This window comes from Bacillus sp. EKM206B (assembly GCF_011066015.1).
Taxonomy (GTDB): Bacteria; Bacillota; Bacilli; order Bacillales; family Bacillaceae; genus Bacillus; species Bacillus velezensis.
Genome location: NZ_JAAMNL010000004.1, coordinates 303253 through 325029 on the forward strand (window position 1 = coordinate 303253; position 21777 = coordinate 325029).

At 49.6% G+C, this 21777-nt stretch carries 12 protein-coding genes; 2 read left to right on the top strand and 10 right to left on the bottom strand.

Annotation, left to right across the window (positions count from 1 at the left end):
• The first annotated feature begins 60 nt into the window (after window positions 1–60).
• Complete coding sequence (locus G9F50_RS10595; protein WP_007409388.1) at window positions 61–228, top strand: DUF4083 family protein; 168 nt, start codon at window positions 61–63, stop codon at window positions 226–228.
• Window position 229: 1 nt separating this feature from the next.
• Here the strand turns inward: G9F50_RS10595 and G9F50_RS10600 are convergent, their stop codons facing one another.
• The 5 genes from G9F50_RS10600 to G9F50_RS10620 all read right to left on the bottom strand — a co-directional run bounded on the left by G9F50_RS10600 (window position 230) and on the right by G9F50_RS10620 (window position 4786).
• On the bottom strand, window positions 230–619 hold the full coding sequence (locus tag G9F50_RS10600; protein WP_098081984.1) for a VOC family protein: 390 nt from the start codon (window positions 617–619) through the stop codon (window positions 230–232).
• Window positions 620–643: 24 nt separating this feature from the next.
• Window positions 644–1603, bottom strand: a complete 960-nt coding sequence (gene coaA, locus G9F50_RS10605) for a type I pantothenate kinase (protein ID WP_003153290.1) — start codon at window positions 1601–1603, stop codon at window positions 644–646.
• Window positions 1604–1678: 75 nt separating this feature from the next.
• A complete protein-coding gene (gene dsdA / locus G9F50_RS10610) occupies window positions 1679–3028 on the bottom strand; it encodes a D-serine ammonia-lyase (protein ID WP_038464056.1) in 1350 nt (449 codons plus the stop codon).
• A 16-nt stretch (window positions 3029–3044) separates the two neighbouring features.
• On the bottom strand, window positions 3045–3821 hold the full coding sequence (locus G9F50_RS10615; protein ID WP_032870129.1) for an SDR family NAD(P)-dependent oxidoreductase: 777 nt from the start codon (window positions 3819–3821) through the stop codon (window positions 3045–3047).
• 5 nt (window positions 3822–3826) lie between these two features.
• Window positions 3827–4786, bottom strand: a complete 960-nt coding sequence (locus G9F50_RS10620; protein WP_060562013.1) for an MBL fold metallo-hydrolase — start codon at window positions 4784–4786, stop codon at window positions 3827–3829.
• Between the two features lie 396 nt (window positions 4787–5182).
• Here G9F50_RS10620 and proC point away from each other — a divergent pair, with 396 nt between their 5' ends.
• On the top strand, window positions 5183–6022 hold the full coding sequence (proC, locus tag G9F50_RS10625; protein WP_012117916.1) for a pyrroline-5-carboxylate reductase: 840 nt from the start codon (window positions 5183–5185) through the stop codon (window positions 6020–6022).
• Window positions 6023–6058: 36 nt separating this feature from the next.
• Here the strand turns inward: proC and G9F50_RS10630 are convergent, their stop codons facing one another.
• The 5 genes from G9F50_RS10630 to G9F50_RS10650 all read right to left on the bottom strand — a co-directional run bounded on the left by G9F50_RS10630 (window position 6059) and on the right by G9F50_RS10650 (window position 21770).
• Window positions 6059–6805, bottom strand: coding sequence for a polyketide synthase (locus G9F50_RS10630; RefSeq protein WP_015240152.1), 747 nt, complete (start codon window positions 6803–6805; stop codon window positions 6059–6061).
• Between the two features lie 59 nt (window positions 6806–6864).
• Entirely contained in the window at window positions 6865–8112 is a 1248-nt protein-coding gene (locus G9F50_RS10635; RefSeq protein WP_007409381.1) for a hydroxymethylglutaryl-CoA synthase family protein, read from the bottom strand.
• A gap of 57 nt (window positions 8113–8169) precedes the next feature.
• Window positions 8170–9324 (bottom strand): cytochrome P450, encoded by a 1155-nt coding sequence (locus tag G9F50_RS10640; protein WP_060562012.1) that lies wholly within the window; start codon window positions 9322–9324, stop codon window positions 8170–8172.
• Window positions 9325–9405: 81 nt separating this feature from the next.
• On the bottom strand, window positions 9406–15621 hold the full coding sequence (locus tag G9F50_RS10645; RefSeq protein ID WP_165406541.1) for a beta-ketoacyl synthase N-terminal-like domain-containing protein: 6216 nt from the start codon (window positions 15619–15621) through the stop codon (window positions 9406–9408).
• A complete protein-coding gene (locus G9F50_RS10650; protein ID WP_060562010.1) occupies window positions 15618–21770 on the bottom strand; it encodes a type I polyketide synthase in 6153 nt (2050 codons plus the stop codon). Before G9F50_RS10650 ends, G9F50_RS10645 begins: the two co-directional genes overlap by 4 nt.
• Between the last annotated feature and the right edge of the window lie 7 nt (window positions 21771–21777).

Sequence of the window (21777 nt, forward strand, 5' to 3'; positions counted from 1 at the left end):
ATCGGTCAAAATGAAAAAACGGCGGGCTGAAGAAGCCCGCCGCACACGGAGGTAAAAAAGATGAACATCGGTGATGTCATTTTTCAATTGATTTCATTTATTGCAGCCGCATTTTTCCTGTTTGCCGTGATATACGTATTCAGAAGCTTGAACAAGCGCCGCATACAATTGGACAGAATCGAAAAGAAGCTCGACGCGCTGCGCGAAGAAAAAAACGAAAAGTTATAGTTCATTCAGAAGCAGGAGCAACGAGCTCCATTTTTATCCGATCCGGGTCCTCCGTGTATACGGCGTAATGCGTGCTTCCGCCTGCATATGGATGGCGGTCCCTGTAAAGCACGGGGCATCCTCTGGCAAGCAGCTTTTCTGTCATCTCGTCAACCTGCTCTCTTGATGCAGCATGAAAAGCCAGATGGTTCAGCCCGACCCGGCATCTGTGGTACTCCGGTGTTAAAAAACGCTCCTCTGTCTGTACAAGCACAACATAAAATCCTGCGTTTTTCCAGCTGATGCCGGAGTCCCAATTTTGAAATTCCCTATAACCGAGCTCACCTAAAAACCATCCCCAAAACCGGGCGGAGGCTTTCAAGTCAGATACATACAACTCAATATGATGCATCATAATATTCGCTTCCTCCTCACATCACACCCGCCTTACCAGCACCTCTTCAACTTTATGGCCATCACCTTTTCTCAAAATCAAATCCGATCTGAATTTTGTCGGCAGGATATTTTCATACAGATTCGGACGGTTGACGCTCTCCCAAATGGAGGCGGCCATGGTATCCGCTTCTGCATCAGACAAATCCTTAAATTTATGAAAATAAGAAGCCGGATCCTGAAAAGCGGTTTCTCTTAAGAGACGGAAACGCTCCAAATACCACGTGAAAATCCGGCTTTCTTCGGCATCCACATAGATCGAAAAATCAAAGAAATCCGATACAAAAATCCGCGGATCTTCCCTGTCGTCCTCTAAGGTCGGCGACTGCAGGACATTGATTCCTTCGATAATAACGATATCCGCACCTTCGACAACCTCGACGGCGCCCTCTTCCCTGTCATACGTAAGATGGGAGTATACGGGCGCCTCCACTCTCTCTTTCCCCGACTTTATATCGTTCAGAAACTCAAGCAGCGCTTTCACGTCGTAGCTTTCCGGGAATCCCTTTCTGGACAGAAGGTTTTTCCTTTTTAATTCCGCCGTCGGATACAAGAAACCGTCGGTTGTCACCAGGCTCACCTTCGGCCTGTCCGGCAGACGGGAAAGAAGCTTTTGCAAAATTCTCGCCGTCGTGCTTTTGCCGACGGCGACGCTGCCCGCGATTCCGATGATAAACGGGATTTTCGCTGAATGCGGATGTTTAAGAAACACATTGACATGCTGATTCCGTCTTGCGGCAGACGTGACATGAAGATGGAGCAGGCGCACAAGCGGAATGTAAATCGTTTCTACTTCTTCCACCGACAGGTAGTCATTCAGCCCCTCTACGGCCTTGGCTTCTTCCTCTGAAACGGCAATGGAAAGATGGCCGCCGAATCCGGCCCACGACTCGCGGCTGTGCTGCGTATACAATGTATGTAAGTTCAATTCTTTACTTTTCACAATTCACACCAATCTCTCTGTATGGCTTTCCGATAAAAAAACAAACGCTTACAAAGATTGTAACGGAAAACCGCTTCACTGTCTGCCCATTTTTTTCAAAAATGAGGAACCGATCCGGCTGTACTCTTCCATTTCCTCCTCCGGAACCATGCTTCCGCCGGTGCTCCACACAAGGTGCACGGCATTTTCCATCTCAAGCCCCCGCTCTTTTATATAACGGTTTCCGGCTTCGGTCTGAACGACCTTGACGGCCCCGGCCAGTCCGGCGAGTGCAGAGGGTTCAAGGCTCTTATTCTCGGCCGCCCTTAATTGATAAAGCAGCGAAAAAAGCGTGCCGTCATCGGCGGTATAACAGCCGCTGAGTATAGGTTCCATCAGAGGGCCGGCCAGTCCGGACGGCCTTCCCACCGCGAGTCCGTCGGCGGCCGTTTGATTATCAAGACCGATATCCTGCACGCTGATTCCGTCATGCAAGCCGGAAAACAGTCCTAACAGCATACACGGTGAATGCGTCGGCTCACCGAAAAAAATATGGACATGCTCGCCATAGATCAGCTTTAGCGCAAGCGCGACGCCGCCCGGGCCTCCTCCGACCCCGCATGGCAAATAAACGAAAAGCGGTTCATCTGCATCAGGCTTTATGTTCATTTGATCGAGCTGCTTTTTCACACGGCTTCCCGCAACGGCATACCCCAAAAACAGATCCCGGGAATGCTCATCATCAATAAAATAACAATAAGGGTCCTGCTTCGCCTGCATGCGCCCCTCTTTGACAGCCAGACTGTAGTCTGCTTCATATTCGATGACGCGAACCCCCTTTTCCCGGAGCAGCTCCTTTTTCCACTGCTTTGCGTCACTGGACATATGAACGGTCACACAAAAGCCGAGCTTCGCGCCGATTATGCCGATACTCAGACCTAAATTGCCCGTAGAGCCGACGGCTATAGAGTATTTTGAGAAAAAAGCGGTAAACCGTTCTTCAGTCAATATGCTGTAATCGTCGTCTGCTGAGAGCATTCCCGCTTTTACCGCGAGATCTTCGGCATGCTTCAGCACTTCGTAAATCCCGCCGCGCGCTTTAATGGAACCGGAAATCGGAAGTTCGTCGTCGCATTTCAAAAGCAGACGCCCGGGGAAAGCCTGAGCGGCGCTGTGTTCCAGATGCTTCTTCATTTCATTAATCAAGACAAGCGGAGATTCAATGAGGCCTCCCTCCGCTTCCGTCTCCGGAAAAGCCGACGCGATATAAGGCGCAAACCGGCGCAGCCTTTCTTCCGCTTCGGCAATCTCCTTTTTCCATTCAGCGCCATGCTTTACTGGATCATCGGTTTTATGCGGGTTGATCCAAAATACTTCACGCGCCTCCGCCATTTGCCTGACTAAAGGCTCTGCCATCAATGCCTTGTGTATATCCCGGTCGGACATTCCTTTTTCCCCCTTGTTACTTTTTCTTTAATGCGCGGCCGGCCAGTTTTTCTGTAAACGATGGGAAAAGCTGATACAGCTTCGTCCCGAGGCTCATCCATCGCGGAAGATTCATTTCCCGTTTATCCGTCAGAATCACGGATGTAATGCGCTCTGCCACATGGTCGGCATCAAGCATCCATCTGCCGACGCTTTTCACATAACCGCCCTCTTTATCTGCAATTGTAAAGAAGTCTGTTTTGATCGGACCGGGATTAACCGTTGTCACGGCTACACCCGTACCGGCCAGCTCAAGCCGCAGCGCATTGGAATACCCTAACACGGCGTGCTTCGTTGCAGAATAAAGGCTTGATTTCGGCGTCGCCAATTTGCCGGCCTGTGAGGCGATATTGATAATATGGCCGCTTTTCGCATGAAGCATCACAGGAAGACAGGCCTTCGTACAGGCGATTAATCCGAAGACGTTGACTTCAAACATTGCCTTCATATCATCCAAAGATGAATCAGCGGCCGTTTCAAAAATGCCGAAGCCGGCGTTGTTGATTAATACGTCAACATGACCGATCAAACGCCTTACGTTTTCAGCCTCTTCTGCATGCCGGACGTCAAACGGAACGACATCACACTGTCCGCCGCGCGCGGTAATCGTCTTTTTCACTTCCTGCAAGCGGTCCTCCCGCCTGGCGGATAAAAAAACATGAGCCCCTTCTGCCGCGCAAGAATATGCAAGCCGTTCTCCGAGTCCGCCTGATGCTCCGGTGATCCAAATCCGCTTATCCGTTAATCTGCTCATTTCCTTCACCCCTTCACAGCTTTAAACTTCAGAGTGTTCCCCGACTGAAACGATACAGCCTTCCCTTCGGCGGCCAGCACGTCAAGATGGCCGATCGTTTCTGACATCGTTAAAAACAATTCATTTTCATACACAGCCGGAAACAGCCGCCGGCATACCTGGAAAGCCGTCAGTGTTTCCTCTGACAACAGGCGCAGCACATATTCCGACCGACTTCTAAGTTTTTCAAGCCGCCTGTCAAAAGCAGGCTTTACGTCTGTCAGCAGATCGCCGTGTCCCGGATATAAAAAGGACGGGTTTACGTCATACAGCCGCTTCATTGAGTTCAAGTAGTCGAGCATCGGGGCCGCGCGCACGCCCCCCTTTTCCGGAGCTTCCAGAATCGGATTGGTGGAGCTGTTGGACAAAAGCAGATCGCCGCTGAACATTTCACCGCTTTTTTCATGGTAGAGCGCAATGTGAGAAGCGGCATGACCCGGGATTTCGAGCACCGTCCAGCCGTTAAGCCCGTCAATTTTTCCGCCTTCCCTCACTGTTTTCGTTAACGGACGGTTTGCAGAAAATAAGTATGACAGCTTAACTGTTTTATGTATGTCTTCAGGCGTCAGAGGAACGCCCATTTCAGTCATAAGCGACAGAAAAAAGTCCTCCTGCCGGGCGATATACGACTGATCCTGAGTAATGTACCTGTCATTCAGCGAGTGCCCTATTACTTCCGCATCATCGGAAAAAAGGTGCAGCAGACCTGAATGATCTGCGTGATGATGAGTGAGCACCACCTGTTCTATATCCGCCGCAGAAACCCCGTGTTCCTTAAGCTGAAATGAGAGCGATTCAGCCGCTTCCTTTGTATTCGGGCCGCAATCAATAAGGGTTAGGGCTTCATCTTTTACTAAATAAACGATAACGTCGCCGACTGCAAACGGAGTCGGCACACGTATCGGAATGATCTTTCTCGCTGCCATGTTTACGCTCCTTCGTTCTTTTCATTCCTGAATAATCATATTTTAGCGTTTTCTTTTCACTGTGTCATTATTGCCGCATATCGGAAAAAAAGATTGACATCCCGCTCTTGCGCATAGCATAATGAACAACAAACTAGAAAACACGGAACGCGATGACGAGGAACTAGTATATAAACAACGGCAGCAGAGAGCAATGTCCCCGGCTGAAAGACATTGCGGCCCTCTTGTTTACAGAACCTGCCCTCAGAGCGGTTAGGAAAACCTAAACGTATCCCCTCGTTACGGGATTTGAGCTGAGCACGGCTGATTCGTGCTAATGTAAGGTGGTACCGCGAAACCTTTTCGTCCTTTTTGACGGGAAGGTTTTTTTGTGTTTTGAGAAGAAGGAGGATTTATATGAAGAAAATCGGTTTTATCGGGGCCGGATCAATGGCGGAAGCAATGGTGAACGGACTGCTGCAAAGCGGGATGACAGCCCCCGGACATATATATATGACAAACCGGTCAAATGACAGCCGGCTTGAAGAGCTCCAAAAAACGTACGGAGTGAAACCGTGCCGGGATAAAGAAGAGTTTTTCAGCAATACCGACATTATCGTTCTCGCCTTTAAACCGAAAGATGCGGCAGAAAGCATTGAGAACATTCGCGAATACGTGAAAGATCAGCTTGTGATTTCTGTCATCGCAGGGCTGACGATTCACACGATTCAGCAATATTTCGGCAGAAAGCTCACCATCATCCGGGCGATGCCGAATACATCCGCGGCCATTCAGCAATCGGCGACCGGTTTTTCCGCAAGCTCCGAGGCGAGTGAAGCTGAAATCCGGACGGCAAAAGAGCTTCTGGAAACAATCGGAGAAGCGACGCGCTTTGAAGAAAAACACCTTGACGCCGTCACAGCCATTGCCGGAAGCGGTCCCGCCTATGTGTACCGGTATGTCGAAGCAATGGAAAAGGCCGCCCTTCAAGCCGGCCTGCCGGAAGAAACGGCAAAAGAGCTGATTTTACAAACCATGGCCGGGGCGACGGAAATGCTCAGAACAAGCAGCAAACGGCCTGAACGCCTGCGCAAGGAAATCACAAGCCCGGGCGGCACGACTGAAGCAGGCCTTCGCGCATTAGAAGAGCGCCGCTTTGAAGAAGCCATCATGCACTGCATCGCAGAAACCGCAGCCCGGAGCGCCGAAATTAAAGAACAATTCGCAGGCTCCGTTCTGCAAAAGACGGACCAGTGATAAAGCATGGGGCTTCCCATGCTTTTTTCATTCTATTTAACTGCCGTATAAGCGGCTGATTCTCTCTTTTACTTCAGGAAGATGGAATGTGGCTTCGTGCATGTTCACCTCTTCCTCAACCGCTTTTGTCAGCTCTCTTTTGATCCGTGCGGTCACATTGGTTTTCAGCGCAACCAGTGAGGCTCTCGGTTTATCCGCCAGCAGCCGGGCTAATTCGCGGCCTCTTTGAAGGACGTCTTTTTTCGGCAGCACTTCAAACGGAACTCCCCGTTTTTCCAGAGCGGCGCCGCTGAAATTCGCGGCAGTAAACAGCATTTCTTCCCCGAGGACAATTCCCAGTTTTTCAGGCACAATATACGTCGCGCCCATTCCCGGTGTAAATCCGTACTTCATATAATTACAAGAATAAAAACTCTCTCTGCTTAAAATCACAAAATCCGAGCTCAGACCGATCGTAAAGCCGGCTCCAATCGCATGCCCCTGCATGGCGGAAATCACAGGGATCCTGCAATCCAATAAAAGACTGTGAAGCTTTAAATCTGTAAATTGGAGCTTTCCGCTCTGAATGGTCAAAAGCCCCTCCTGCGTTCCTCCCGTGCAGAAATAATTTCCGTAACCCGTCAGAAGGACGGTTTTATAGGACGGGTGGGCATTGATGTCTTGGAATACCCGGTGCAGCTCTCTGACAAACTCTTCTGACAACCCGTTTTTCCCGGCCGTATCCTGCATTGTGACCTGCACAATGCCCGGTTCTGTTTCCTGTACATCAATCATTGGATTCATGTTTATTCTCCGTTTCTTTAAAAATACTCAAGCCTTTCCGGCTCTGAGTGTTCCTGATACTAGGTCGTCCATTCATACTTTCTGTGAAACTCTTTTATTTCAGTCAGCACCAATCGCGTTTTTCCTTGATGCGCATTCGGGATGTCTGCTGCGGGCGCGGCATTTCTAGTGCCGAATTTTACGATACCGCTGTCTTGGAGCAGCCGGTCGTAATCAGCCATCGATAAACGGACGCGTTCATCCAAATGCCGGCTGATCTGAAATTGATTCTGCCGCGTACGGCTTTGCGGCATAACGACACCGCTGTAAAATTCAGAGCAGCAGCCCGAACCGTATGAAAAACAGCCGACGCGTTTCGGCGTTTCAAAAGAGCCGTTATCAATCGTGCTGGCAAGAGATAAAAATACGGTGGCCCCCATGATGTTGCCGACGCGCTGACAGTATTGAATCCCAGGCAGCACGCGTTGCTGAAAATCCGCTTCAATGTCTTGCGGCTTAGCCTTTGCCAATTTTCTCATCATCGTCCGATGCGCTCCTTTTACCATTCCGCCAAACGGAGTATGAAAAGAAAGGTATTGAAATGTATTCTTATAATCCGCCCCGCTCACACGCTTTCGGTATTCCTGAAATGATTTTTCACAGCAGTCCAAATAAGACATGAGCGACAGATCAGCATCCCCCGCTTCACTATCCGGAATCGGGCGGCAGGTATCCATGACTTCATACCCGTAATACCCGCTTGCGCCTTGATCAAGCAAAAAGACATGAGGGGTGCTGCTGACTAAAAGCGCCACAGCTCCCGCCCCCGCACTCGGTTCGGCATAGGACCACTCCTCCGTCAACGCGTCACCGCCTTCAGCCACTAAAAAGCGGGAAATATCCGTTCCGATGATGAGCGCTTTCGCTCCCGGCGATGTTTGCGATAAGATGAAATTCACGCCCATTTGAAACCCGGCCGTTAAAGAATAGCAAGCCTGTTTCACCTCAAATAACCGGCAATTCCGCTTCAGCTGCAAATAATCATGGACGTATGTACTGATGGATTTGCCAAAATCAATCCCGGATTCCGTACAGGTGATGACCATTTCAATCTGATTCCGTTCCTCTTCTGACAGAGAATCGATAATCGGTTTTGCGGCATTTACGGCGAACGTAATCGGATCTTCAAACGGAAGCGCCACCACTTTTTCTTTCATCAGCAGGTTCTCAAACCTTTTTTTATCCAAGTTCCGATGTTCCGCAAGCTCCATGACGTCTACATACGCGGTTCCGCCAAACACATTCATTGCTTCGATTCCTACATTCATTTCTCCAAGCCCCCAGAGTAAAGAGGCTTCCTGTGGAAGCCTCTTTTATTTTTCCGTTCAAAACTCAACAAGCAGCCTGTCAACGCCGTGAAATACAGGGCTCGGAACCAGATTCGGCTCTTGATCCTCAGTAAAACGCCATGCGGGCATCTGTTCAAAAAAGTGGGAAAGCGCGATTTTCGCTTCAAGCCGGGCCAGCGGCGCTCCTAAACAATAATGGCTGCCCTGACCGAATGACAGATGCTGATTCGGTTTTCGTCCCAAGTCAATCTGATCGGCATTTTCAAACTTCTTTTCATCTCTGTTCGCCGATCCAATCCACGCATACACTTTTTCTCCGGCCGGAATCGTTTTTCCGCCAATCTCGCTCTCAACCGCAGTGTAGCGGGTTACCCGCTGAATGGAAGGTCTGAGGCGGATGACTTCCTCAATAAAGTCAGGAAGGAGCGCCTTGTTTTCAAGCAGCCGGGGCAGAATGTGCGGGAACTCCTTGAGACTGAGAAATGAATTTCCGATCACATTTTCCGTCGTTACGTGCCCCGCGACGATCAACAAGCCGCAAAAACCGATTAATTGCTTGTCTGACAGCGGCTCTCCGTCTAAATCAGCTGAAATTAAATGGCTGATTAAATCATTTTGCGGCTGTTTTCTCCGCTGTAAAATAAACTGCATGAAGTATCCGATCATCTGCTTTTGCACTTCATTCATTTTCTTTTCATCTTTTACATTCTGGCTTTGGTCGACCCAGTTTTTAAAGATATCTCTGTCTTTCGGAGGAAATCCTAAAAGCTCTGCGATCACGATAATCGGAAGCGGAAATGCGTAATCTTCAATAATGTCCATCCTGCCTTTTGAACGGACGGCCTGAAGCAGGTCATCAGCGATAGCGGCTATACGCGGTGCAAGAGACTCAACCGATTTCGGCATGAACGGCTGATTGACCAATTTTCTGAAGACGGTGTGTTCGGGCGGGTCCATTTTCAAAAGGCTGTCTTTGTTAATATGCCGGATCATTTTTTCCTGCTTGTCCGCACTTAAGTATTTATGATCGGAAGAAAAATGACTGTAGTCAGAAATCACCCGCTTCACTTCATCATAGGTGAAGATTTCCCAGCAATCTTCCTTTTCATTGTAATGAACGGGAGAGGTTTCTCTCATCGTTTGGTACCACTTGTACGGCTGCTGCTGTCTGATTTTTGTTAAACTGGTCATTTTCATTCCTCCAAGATGTGATCAAGATTTGAAATGACCCGCCAAAGCTTACGAGTAAACCCGGCGGGCGGATATGTGAATTTACGGTCTTGTTTTGGCGGGCTGCTTCAGCATCTCACCATGCACATTCAGTATCTTTTCCTGCAGCTGCAGAAAGCTGTATTCTGTCATTCCGTCTGCCGAATATAAAACGCCGCAAAATTCAGAAATCGTTTCGGCTGCGCTGTCTTCAGCCAATAACGTCATATGATTGGATACGGCCACATCCATGATGGCGATGTTTGTCATATGCTCTTCCCACTGGCTCCAATAGTTGACGAAATCAGCGGATAAAATATCAGCCCTGATTGTAAAATACGGATCAAGCTCACCCAAGAAAATACCGTTTTTATTTCGGAAATAATAGCATGTCACCCCGTTCGGATCCGGAAGCGGCAGGAGTTCGTAATCAGTGATTTCGTAAGCGTCCTGAACATTTATATTCTGCCTGATCAGATTTTTCACCAACGCGTCCGTCTTCGTTAACCCCCGCTGTTTGGCTTTTGCGATTAATTGCTCTAAAAATATGTCTTCATGAAGATCGGCATTCAGTTCATCACGATGAATCAAGGTTTCAGAAATGCGTTCCGGATGTTGATAGATTGGTGCAAATAAAGCCATGTTCACCGTCTGTAGCATCATATTTTTATCAAATAATTCATCAGGAATGTTTATTTCCCGCGCACCCGCTGAGTCAAAGGAGTCGAGCATGACGATTGACTCAACGGTTTCTCCAGCCAGCTGCAATTGCCGGGTGACTTCATAAGCGAGCATGCCCCCTAATGAATAGCCGCCCACATCGTAAGGACCCCGGGACTGCACGGTACGTATGAGCTTAACGTAATATTCCGCCATTTTTTTAATGCCGCGGATCGGTTCCCGGTCTGTCATCCACCCTCTTGCCTGAATTCCGTAAAAAGGACGCCCGGTCCGTTCGGCAACAGGCTGGTACAGCTCCACTGCCCCCAGCGCGGAATGAAACCAGAAAATCGGTCTTCCCTTTCCACCCGGGTTAAGACAGATCAGCTCGGGCGGTTCTTGATCATCTGTCTCTTCTGATATATCGTTTTGTTTCGTATGTTCCCCATGTACTTCCTCGGTGTCTTTTTGGACAGAACCGGTCAGATACCCGGCTAATGTTGCGATTGTCGGATATTCATAGACCAGATTTGCCGTAATAGACGCTTGATAGGTTTTATTAATGGACTGAACCCATTCCACACCGATAATAGAATCCAGCCCCATCTCAATGAATGCCTCATGCTCATCAATATCTTCCGGCTTCAGAAACAGGATGTCCGCAAGGCTTTCTTTGAGCTCTTTGCGCAAAGTGCCGTCAGAGATGCCGGCAAGGGGAGTTTCTGCTTCCGGGATTTGCGGACGTACAGCTGTTTCCTCCGCTTCAGCATACTCGGGTTTCTTTATTTGTCCCGCTATATATTCCGCAAGCTCTTCAAGCGTCGGGTGTTCATACACCTTATTGGCAGTAATCTCAGTGTGGTACGTTTTATTTACTGATTGTATCCATTCAACCCCGATAATGGAGTCAAGCCCCATGTCGATGAAAGGCTCATCAGCATCAATATCTTCCGGTGATAAAAATAAAATATCTGCCAGGCTTATCCTCAATTCTTCAAGCAATGTTCTATTGTCTTCGGAAACGGCTTTTTCTGGCTGCTGGACAGAAACAGTACAATCCAAAGGCTGTAACACGATCGGTTTTTGCAATGTCTCCGGTTCAAACGCTGTCATTTCGATCTCAGTTAAAGGACTCAGAGAAATCAGCCCTTCATGTTCAGGCTGTGGCGAAGACGGGAGAACGGTTTGCGTTTCAGACTTTTTCATGGCCTGTCCTGGTAAAGAACTGTTTACATCAGCCGCCCAATACCTTTCTTTTAAAAACGGGTAGGCAGGCAGCGGCGTTTTATAATATTGTCCTCCGTCAAAAAGCCGTGTAAAAGGAAGATCATACCCTCTGCAAAAAAGGTCAGCGATATGTGCCAGGCTTTCTCTGTACTGCGCGGGCGAAGTTGCCGAGCGGCACTGTTCAATGCATTCCATTCCGAATGTTTTCATTCCGGCTTCTTCTGCCGGCTTCTGATCCTTCAAATTGGACACAAACACACCCGGAAGCTCTCTTTTTACAAGCCACTCCGATAATACCCGCTTCAGTTCGTCCGCACTGCTGACGATACAGGCAAACCGGTGATGTAAATGCTTTCTGCCGAGCAGGAGCGTATAACTTATATTTCCCAGATCGCTGTCTTTGTTCTTGCTGAGTGAATCCAGCAGGCGTTCTGCCTGAATTTCCAGCTGACGCTCCGTCCGCGCAGATAAAGGAATGAGGCAGGCTGGTTTTGCCGGCGACCGGCGCACGGTTTGCGGCGCCTCTTCAATCACAAGATGGGCATTTGTTCCGCTGAATCCGAATGAACTGATGGCGGCTCTGCGCGGTGCATCCGGATTCCGTTCCCACGGTATCAGCTTTTCATTCACAAAAAACGGGCTGTCCGCAAATTGAATATGCTGATTGGCTTGATGAAAATGCAGGGAAGCCGGAATCTGCCGATGCTTCAGCGACAGCAGGATTTTAAACAGTCCGGCCATCCCCGCGGCCGCAGCGGCATGTCCGAGATTGGTTTTCACAGAGCCGATGGCGCAATATCCTTTTTTATCCGTATAGCGGCGGAAAGCGCGCGTTAAGGCGCCGAATTCGATCGGGTCGCCCAGTGCAGTGCCCGTTCCGTGAGCTTCCACCATTTGAATGGTTTCCGGATCAATGTGAAAAGTATCATAGACATGCCGTTCCAATCGTTCTTGAGAAAGCGCGCTTGGAGCGGTGATTCCGTTTGTAGCGCCGTCCTGATTCATTGCAGATCCTTTTATGACGCCGTACACATGATCTCCGTCACTAACGGCGTCGCTAAGACGTTTCAGCACCACCGCTCCCACGCCTTCACCCGGCACGAACCCGTCCGCGCTTTGATCAAACGTATGGCAGCGTCCGGTCGGTGACAGCATATTCGCCTTATTTGACGACTGATAAAAAGCGGGAGTGGATTGAATGAAAACCCCGCCCGCAACCGCCATTTCTGTTTCTTTCGTCCAGAGCCCCTGACATGCCAAATGAATGGCTGTCAGCGAACTGGAACATGCTGTATCAACAGTGATCGCCGGACCTTGTAAATTAAGGTGATAGGCGATCCTTGCCGGAGTGACGGAATTGTGATTGCCCCAAAACGCCTGCGCGGGCCCCTGCTGTTTAAAAATGGCCTGGTAATCTCCGCCGCAGGAGCCGGCATACACGCCGCATTCCCGGCCTCTTACCGAGTCTCCCGCATATCCCGCATCTTCAAGCGCTTTCCATGATTCTTCCAAAAACAGCCTCTGCTGAGGGTCCATATAGGTCGCTTCACGTCCCGATATATGAAAGAAAACGGGGTCAAAACATTCAATGTCCTCTATAAAACTGCCATACTGGCATTGGCTGTCAGAGATATCCCATCTGTCTGCTTTTTTAATCAGATCCCGTCCGGCGGCTAAGTGTTCCCAAAACTCATGGAGATTCTCCGATTCAGCAAACCGCCCGCTCATCCCGATAATCGCGATCGGTTCTTTTTCAGGTAACACAGCTGCTGATTTTACTGTATCGACCCGATCCTTTTGTTCGGGGCGATACGTCATTTGATACAGTTCAGAAACGCTGATGACGATTTTCCCGATATTTCCGCGGTCATCCAGACAGTGATACGCTTCTTTTATGTCTTCAAAGGAAAAGATTTTTGAGATGACAGGCTGAATGACTCCCTCTTCCGCCAGCCGCTGCAGTTCCAATTGATAGTCCTTGACCTGATCCGGATTTTGAAGGGACAGCTTCCGCAAATCCACGCTGTGAAACGATTGATTGTTATGAAGGACGGACAAGTCGACTGATTTAGCGGATTTCAGCGCAGTCATGGCAATTTCGATATATCTTCCGCCCGGCGCCAGGCAATTCATTCCTTTTTGCAAGGCATCACCGGCCAGGGTATTAATGACAACATCCACCCCCCGGCCGCCGGTCATTCGCATGATTTCCGTTTCAAAATCTTCTTCTAAATAGCAAATGGTATTGCGGACCCCGAGCGAATGCAAATACTCAATTTTTTTCTGTGATCCGGCCGTGGCATATATTTCCGCGCCGATATGCCGGGCCATTTGCACCGCGATCAGCCCCGTTCCTCCCGTCGCGGTCTGAATTAATATTTTTTCGCCTTTTTTAAGTCCGGCTTTCCGGAAGGCGTCTATCATTGTCACCGCCACGGTGGGAAGAGCGCATGCTTTTTCAAAGGTCAGCCGGGCCGGTTTATGATAGACTTGATGTTCTTTACATGTGATGAGATTCGCCTGAGATCCAAATTCCTCTCCCATGCCGACAATCACTTCATCACCTGGAATGACGGATGTTACATGCCTCCCTGTCTTGATCACGACGCCGCTTGCTTCAAATCCCGGAGTGAACGGATAAGGCGGCATCGTCGGGTACAGCCCTCTGACACAAAGCAAGTCTCCGAAGTTTAAAGAAAAGGCGCGGACGGCTATTTGAACCTCGTCATCTTTTGTCTCGGGCACTTCACTGCGGGCAATCGTCAGATCTTCAATGCCGCCCGGACGGTCAATCACAACCCGGAACATTCCCGAGTCATCGGACTTTGCGAAAGAAGGCGGCATACGTTCTTGTTTCGGTTTCTGATAACCGTTTTCCTTTCTTTCCGTCTGCAGAGGTTTTTCAGCAGGCCGTTCTTCCTGAAGCGCCGGGCGGATTTTCGCTCTTTCGGCCTTCAGAGACGAGGCTATGATGGTTTCGTATTCTTCCGAGATATAACGGGTCAGCAGTTTCACATGATAGTAATCAAATAAAATCGTTGTCTGCAGTGTAAGATTCAATCGCTTATTAATCTCGTTAATCACATTGACGGCCAGAATGGAATCAATGCCGTATTCAGAGAAATTCAGTTCTTCCTGAATATCCTCTTCTTTCATTTTTAATACATCGGCAATACTTGTTTTGATGACTGAGCGGACATGGGAAGCGACCGATTCCCCATCAGCCTTAACAGCTTGATGCTCCTCTGGCGCGCGGCTGCGGGAAGCAGGCTGCGCGGGCTTTCGGAAAACTTCGGCCGGGGCGGCGTATGGCTTTCTGCCGTCTCTGATCCCTTGCATCCGGACGAGTCCGTCACTCTCAGCTGCGATAATCTGCTGGCCTAAATCATGAGCCGTTTCAGCAGGGAAGCAGACCGCTCTGTATCCTTCCGAATGCAGCACACGCTCCCACGATTTTGGATATAAGCCGGGACTTCCCGGAATCCGAAGCTCAGCATCTTCATAGGACCACCAGCCGTCAAGCAGCCCGAAGGTTAAATGGGTAAAAACAGAACGATCGCTGATTTCGTTTATCAAAATCATCCCGTTGTATTTCAGGAGCGCTTTCAGACGGCGCAGTGTCAAACCGATATTTTTTGTGGCGTGAAGCACATTGGCGGCGATGACAATATCGTAAACACCCGTTTTGATATTTTGTGATTCGCAAGGCTCCTCCGCATTAAACAAGGCTGTTGTCAAATACGGCACATCAGGTCCGTATTCCTGTTCGGCATGCATTAAAAAAGCTTTAGAAACGTCCGTATAACAATATTCCGCAATCTGTTTTGCAAATGGTTTCAGTTTTGTAAACAGCATGGCGCTCGTTCCGCCCGTCCCGGCCCCTACTTCTATCAGCCTGATACGGGCATCGGGGTGTTCTGTAAGATAGGCTTTCAGGTAAGCGGCCGCGGAATCTGATAACACTTCATTAAAATAATCCGCGACAGGATTATGCTTATAAACACCTTCAACGAGCCGCATTGATGAATCGGGAAATACGATATCCGTAGCCGGACGTTCTCCTTTTAAAATGGAAGGCATCGCTTTTATCGTCGCCTCGGCCAATTCAGCTTGCGCAAGCTCCCCATTGGGAAGCAGGCGTTTATGGGCATTCCACTCATTCCAGACTGTGCGGCCGTCCGGGCGCTGATCCGTGAGAAGAGTGATCGTGTATCCGTCATACGCGATATATCCGTTTTCTTTTAATAGATTCAAGCTTTCTTCCAGCCATCTGCCGTATGTGCCGATCACGCCGGCGCTCCGCATGGATGCTGCAGGTGTGGTGACAGGCTCGCTGAAAAACCCGATTGACTGTAATTGGTAAAAGAGCAGTTTGCAAAGAAGGCTGTTCATATGCGCAACTCCATTTCTCGTTTTAAAGTCTCAAGCCGGTCATTCCGATCCGGATTTTGCCGCTTGACGCTTTCCATAAATGAAGGCTTCGGGCCGGATACAACCGATATTGCATCTTGATCCGTCAGCGCGGCTAAGCCGTGCGGAGCAGCTTTGATGAATACCGCTTGGCTGAACGGTTCTGATAGTAAGACTTCCAGCGCCTCCATTGCTTCATCGGGTTCAATAGAACCGATCCCTGACGCCTCCATCCGTTTTCTGTAAGACGGGTCTGATACAACACCCAGACTGCCCCAATATCCCCAATTCATGACTTTCACTTCACAATCAAGCAAGGAAGCGATATGGCGGGCAAAGGCGTCTTGAAATGTACACCCTGCCGCATAGTTGCTTTGCCCGGCATTTTTTGTGAAAGAATTAACGGATGAGAAAAACAGCACAAAATCAAGCGGTTCTCCCTTAAAAGCTTCGATCATTCGGACGCTCGTATTCACCTTAGCTGAATAAGCGTTTCTGAAAGAAGCTTCATCCATATTCGCCATACTTTTGTCGGCAAGCGTTATCGCGGAATGGATGACTCCCGTTATATTGCCGTATTGCTCTCTTACGGAACGGACGGCCGCTTTAAGCGCTGCGGCATCTTGAGCATCAGCCTGTATATAATGCGGCGCGGGGCCTGATAGCGCCAGCCTGTCTATTTTGCTCTGAATCTCCTGATCCTTAGGCCGCCTGCCGATCCATATCATCCGTGCCTTGTAACGGGTGATCATGTATTTGCTCCATGCTTCTCCGATGCCGCCCGCTCCGCCGATGACAGCATAAACGCCGCCTTCTCTGTACGACATACGTGGAGCGGAACTTGTCAGCACCCGGACTGTTTTTTGCTTGTGCCAAGCTCCGTTACGGTACGCGGCAGCATTTCCGTCCGGATCTGGAGGAAGGCGCCAGATGTTTTTCATCTCAGACGAATCACTGCCTTCTTCCGCATCAATCAGCCTGATGTCCCAGTTCGGATATTCTTTTGCCAATGAACCGATCAAACCGTGTACGCCTGCATGCTCAGGCTGCGGCAGATCACCCGGATACACGGACTGTGTCTGCCGGGTCACCGCCGTAAAGCTGATGTTTCGGTTTCCATACCCGAGTGACAGCAGCGCTTTGATGAAACGGAAACATTGAATCACCCCATTCTCCTGCTCATCAAGCATTTCCTGACTGACGGATGCGGGTGCGAAACGATCCGGCGCAATCCATAAGAAATGGCGGATATCCTGATACCCGGCTGTCAATTCACGTAATGTTTGCTCGCTTGAATGATCCGGCGTCTCCGCCAGATGGGCGCGGGGCCACATTTTTGCCGCAGCCTTTATTGTATTTCCCGGCTTTCCGATGATCAGCATTTGTTCTTGATCAACCGCTCGATTTTCTTCCAGAGAAAAGAAAGTTTTATCCCAAATAGGGGCAAGCATCGCCGTCTGAACTTCCTGCCGTTTGCTTTCGGTTTGGTTTGTCTGCCGGACAGCCCGGCAGGAGAAGCCTGTTAACCTCATACAAACAGCGCCGTTTTCATCACATAAATCAATATCCAGCGTCAGCGCTCCATTATCTGACCGATCGCTCTGTTTGCGGACAAGCGCCCACATCGTTTTCTGAGTCGGCTGAAATATTTCTGCCTGCCGCAGGGAAAACGGCAGCATCGGAGTGTCTCCGGCAGTATCTGAACCGGCACCCAGTGACGCCTGAAACGCGGCATCTAAAAGACTCGGATGGATGACAAACTGATCGGCGGTACTGTCTGCCGTTTCCGGCAGCGACAGCCGGGCTGCAGCACCCCTCTCTCCGATCATCAGCTGATCAATTCCTTGATGGCTCGGCCCGTATATCATACCCGCATGCCGGAAAGCCTGATAAACCTCATCAGACGTCATAACCGATTGGCTGCAGCCGGACAGCCAGCCCTCTAAGTGAACTGACGGAACCGCTGCTATCTCTCCTGATACCGCGGTGCCTTTACTGTATATAATCCGTTCTCCCCCGGGTTCTTCCGATAGGCTGTAAATCGTAAATTCAATGTCTTCATTTTCCTTAAGGATAAGGCTGATATGGACTTCTACATCCGTCCCCTTATGAACGACAGGCCTCATCCATATGAGATCTTTCAAATACAGTCCTTTACGTCCGTCCGGCACAGCGCATGCGGCACGCTCAACGGCCGCCCTGGCCATTTCGATCACGGCAGCTCCCGGGAGCACCTTCTCCCCATTGACTGTGTGGTCACTGAAAAAGAATTCCCGTCCGGTAAAAACGGATGTGAATTTCAGCTCCCACAGATCGGATGTGTTTTCATGAAGCAGCGGATGGATCACCGTTTTGCCGTCATCCCTTTTTGAAACCGCCTCGGCTTCATCTTGAATCCAGCATCTGACCTTTGCAAACGGATAGGCGGGAAGGCTGATTCTCCGGGGTTTTTGTCCCGAATATAACAAGTTCCAGTCCACATCGACTCCCTGCACCCACATGTTCAGCAAATGACCGTACTTTCTCTTTTTCAGCCATTTGACCATGGCTTCCTGCAAATCTTCATCAGATTCAAACACAGCCACTGTCTCATGATTTCGCTTCGCCCGCCCCCTGTAAAGATGCGGTGCATTTTCATTTTCCAAATACGATCTGAGCTTGTCCTCTAGCTCCTTAAGAGAGTCCGCCATGAAAGCCAGCCGCTCATCCATCGCTTCCCGCCCCGCTTGTAAAGTGTATGCGACATCAAATAAGTCCGGCTTATCCGTATGCTTCTTTTGAAGAAAAGCAAGAAGGCGCTCCGCATATTCTGTCAGACGCTCCCCATTTTTCGCAGACAGCAGAATGACAGCCGGCTCTTGGCTGCTGATTGCTTGTTTGACAGGAGCCTCATATTCTTCAATAATGATATGCGCGTTAGAACCGCCCGCACCAAAGCTGCTGACCCCCGTCCTGAGCGGCTGTTCTGCTCCGTCTGCTGAAATCCGTTTCCAATCTGTTAATTCCCGGCAGACGGAAAACGGCCCTTCATCAAATTGGATATTCGGATTTAAAACATCCGCATGCAAAGATGGGGCGATTTGTTTGTGCTTCATCTGCAGCAGCACTTTTGTGACAGCGGCGATGCCTGCTGCAGATTCCCCATGTCCGATATTTGATTTGACAGACCCGATGAGACATGTTTCAGGAACATCACCGAATGCATCGGTTAAAGCCCGGATTTCAATCGGATCGCCTAATTTCGTCCCTGTCCCGTGCGCTTCCACATAGCTGATCTGGCCCGGAGATACCCCCGCCTCCTGTAAAGCTTGAGAAATGACTTCGCTTTGCGCCTTGGGGTTCGGTACGGTGTAACCGCTCGCTCTTCCGCCGTGATTAATGGCAGCTCCCTTAATGACGCCGTAAATCCGATCTCCGTCTTGTACGGCGTCTTCTAAACGTTTAAGCAGCAGCACCCCGACCCCTTCTGCCGGAATATAGCCGTCACCCCCGGCGCCGAAACTCCCGCAGTGTCCTTTAGATGAGATGAACTGCCCCTGGCTCAGCATGAAGTACTTGTTAGGATGAACGGTGAGATTCACTCCGCCGGCAAGCGCCGCGCGAATCCGATGATCCCGCAGATCCCGGCACGCCATGTACAATGAAGTCAGCGAACCCGAACACATCGTATCGACCGAAATGCTCGGCCCTTGAAAATCACAAAAATAGGAGACACGGTTAGCAATGGATGAAATCCCGCCGGGGAGCCCGATATGCCGTCCTTTCACTCCCGCTTCAGCCGCGAATAGCGGGTATTCCTGATACATGACACCGGCATACACACCTACCTGACGGCCAAGTTCAGGTGATGTCCTCGTATATCCCGCATCCTCCATGGCCATCCACGCATGCATTAAAAACAGCCGTTCCTGAGGATCAAGGTGTTCCGCTTCACGGGGGGAAATCTTAAAGAACTCAGGATCAAAATCGGCGATCCCGTCAATGAATCCGCCCCATTTGCTGTAGATCGCTCCCGGCGCCGTCCGGTCCTCGGAAAAGTAATGTTCCCATTTCCAGCGGTCTTTCGGAATTTCGGTAATACAATCCTTTCCATGTTTGAGATTTTCCCAAAACGCATTGATATCATCGGCCTGCGGATACTTGCCGGAAATCCCGACAATGGCAATATCCAGCGGTTTTCCTTTCGTTTTCGGACGGTTTTGATTCCCGGACGGGGCAAAAGACGCATTTTCAAGCCGATTTGGCTGAAGCACTTCTTTCACAGACGCGTTTTTCAATTCCGCCAGCTGTTCCCCGGTATGACTGAGGACTGCGGCATCAAATGAGAGAAACCCGTCTTTTTTATGTTTGATTGTATTCACCACATAAACGGTATCAGACATGACAGGTCCGTAAAGCGTCAGCCTCTCAATCATGAGCGGGACGTGAATCCGCTTTTTCAGCTGCAACTCTTCTTCACCGAGCGACATATAACAAGAATTCAATATAAGCGGGTCAAATGCAAAGTGACGCAGATCGCCTTTTTCTTTTTTTCTTGATAAGTCCAGCTGCAATAAAAAGGAGCTCTCACTCATTTTGTATCCCGCCGTTACCGTTTTCAGCATCGGGCCTATCGTGAAGCCGGCAACCGAATCGTACAGACGGGAAATAACATCCGGTGCTACCTTTTGTGCATGCGCCTTCATTTGTTCAACGTCATACGATTTTTTTATGGGTGCCTCTATACCTCTGCTTATTTCTCCTTCGGCACACGTCTTCCGGCTTTCTTTACCCGAGACAGTGCAGTTTGCGGTAAAGCGTTCGGCACTCTTTTCTGCCGCAAATGAAATGTCAATCTGTGCGGCCTCTCCCTGCTCCAGCGTGACGGGCCCGCCCGTAAAGCGGATATCTTTCAGTTCGGCGGGATACGTGCCGGAATGAGACGCTCCGGATGCTTCAAGCACCAGACACGGATACACTACACCCATCAGTGCCGGTTTGCCGAAAACCAGATGATCCTGAAGGAATGCTTCATGTTCATAGAAAGTAAATGTCTGACTGACTGATTGCGTTTCAGAGACCGGTGCTGCATCCGCGACAAGGCCGGAAGATTCACCTGTTCCTTTTGTTTTTATGTCTTCAAGCAGTTCGGATATGCTGCTGCACTCAAATAAAAGAGTCGGATTCAGCCGCAGATCAAACGCCCCTTCGATGTCTTTAATAATGGCCAGAAGCTGTGACGATTCAAGACCTAATTCAAAAAACACGGTGTGCGCATCATTTCTTGTGACAGGACGGCCTACGTATGTTGAGAAAATGCGGTATAAGGTTTCCTCCATCTGCTGAACGCCTGGTATCAGCTGCCGGTCTGTCCGCACCTTTTTGGCTGTCAGGCCGAGCAGTGAAGCAATATGCGCACCGCTGAGGTTGTAAAAGTCAATATCCATTTTCACCATTTCAGAAGGCGTTCCGGATTTTTTCGAAATCACCGCGTAACAGCGCTCCGTAACGGTTTCAGCGGCAATAAACGAATCATAATAAATCGGTAAAAACAAACCGGCGCCTGCAGCTGTCTGCAATACGCCGGAGGCCATGGCGGCACCGTCCATCAGCGCGGGATGAAAGAGAGCGCCGGGGAGATTTTCCTGGCATGAATCAGACTGCCGAATATAAAGGAAACATTCCTCTTCATTTGCATAGATCTCTCCCTCTGGCTTCATCAGCCCGTCATGCGACAGTCCGCGGCTTCTCGCGTCTTCGTAAACCGTATGCAAGGAGACTGATGGAAGCGCAACTTGTTTTTTCTCTTCCGCGTCAAGGCGCTTATCTGATGAGAAAACCCCTTCATGCACCTCCGCTGATAAGAAAACCGTCCCGGAATCCGCCCCGCAAATCGAGGCAGTCCAGAACTCCTTTTCTTTGCTGAATATGACACTCACATCAAGCCGCTCTGACCGCTTCACTGATAAAGGATGATAAATGGTCACCCGTTTCAGACAGATGGAACGGAATGAAAGATCAAGGCTTTGCATTGCCAGCTGATACAGCATATCAATATAGGCCAGACCGGGCATGACAGATTCTCCGTGAACAAGATGGTTTTTCATAATGGGATGTTCTGCCGTCAGGCGCAGATTCACTGTTTTTTTCATGGTTCGT

Coding starts and splice junctions, on each gene's coding strand:
- G9F50_RS10650 (WP_060562010.1), bottom strand. CDS start 21,770: ATGAAAAAAACAGTGAATCTGCGCCTGACGGCAGAACATCCCATTATG.
- G9F50_RS10620 (WP_060562013.1), bottom strand. CDS start 4,786: ATGGCAGCGAGAAAGATCATTCCGATACGTGTGCCGACTCCGTTTGCA.
- dsdA (WP_038464056.1), bottom strand. CDS start 3,028: ATGTCCGACCGGGATATACACAAGGCATTGATGGCAGAGCCTTTAGTC.
- G9F50_RS10645 (WP_165406541.1), bottom strand. CDS start 15,621: ATGAACAGCCTTCTTTGCAAACTGCTCTTTTACCAATTACAGTCAATC.
- G9F50_RS10630 (WP_015240152.1), bottom strand. CDS start 6,805: ATGAATCCAATGATTGATGTACAGGAAACAGAACCGGGCATTGTGCAG.
- G9F50_RS10615 (WP_032870129.1), bottom strand. CDS start 3,821: ATGAGCAGATTAACGGATAAGCGGATTTGGATCACCGGAGCATCAGGC.
- proC (WP_012117916.1), top strand. CDS start 5,183: ATGAAGAAAATCGGTTTTATCGGGGCCGGATCAATGGCGGAAGCAATG.
- G9F50_RS10635 (WP_007409381.1), bottom strand. CDS start 8,112: ATGAATGTAGGAATCGAAGCAATGAATGTGTTTGGCGGAACCGCGTAT.
- G9F50_RS10600 (WP_098081984.1), bottom strand. CDS start 619: ATGCATCATATTGAGTTGTATGTATCTGACTTGAAAGCCTCCGCCCGG.
- G9F50_RS10595 (WP_007409388.1), top strand. CDS start 61: ATGAACATCGGTGATGTCATTTTTCAATTGATTTCATTTATTGCAGCC.
- G9F50_RS10640 (WP_060562012.1), bottom strand. CDS start 9,324: ATGACCAGTTTAACAAAAATCAGACAGCAGCAGCCGTACAAGTGGTAC.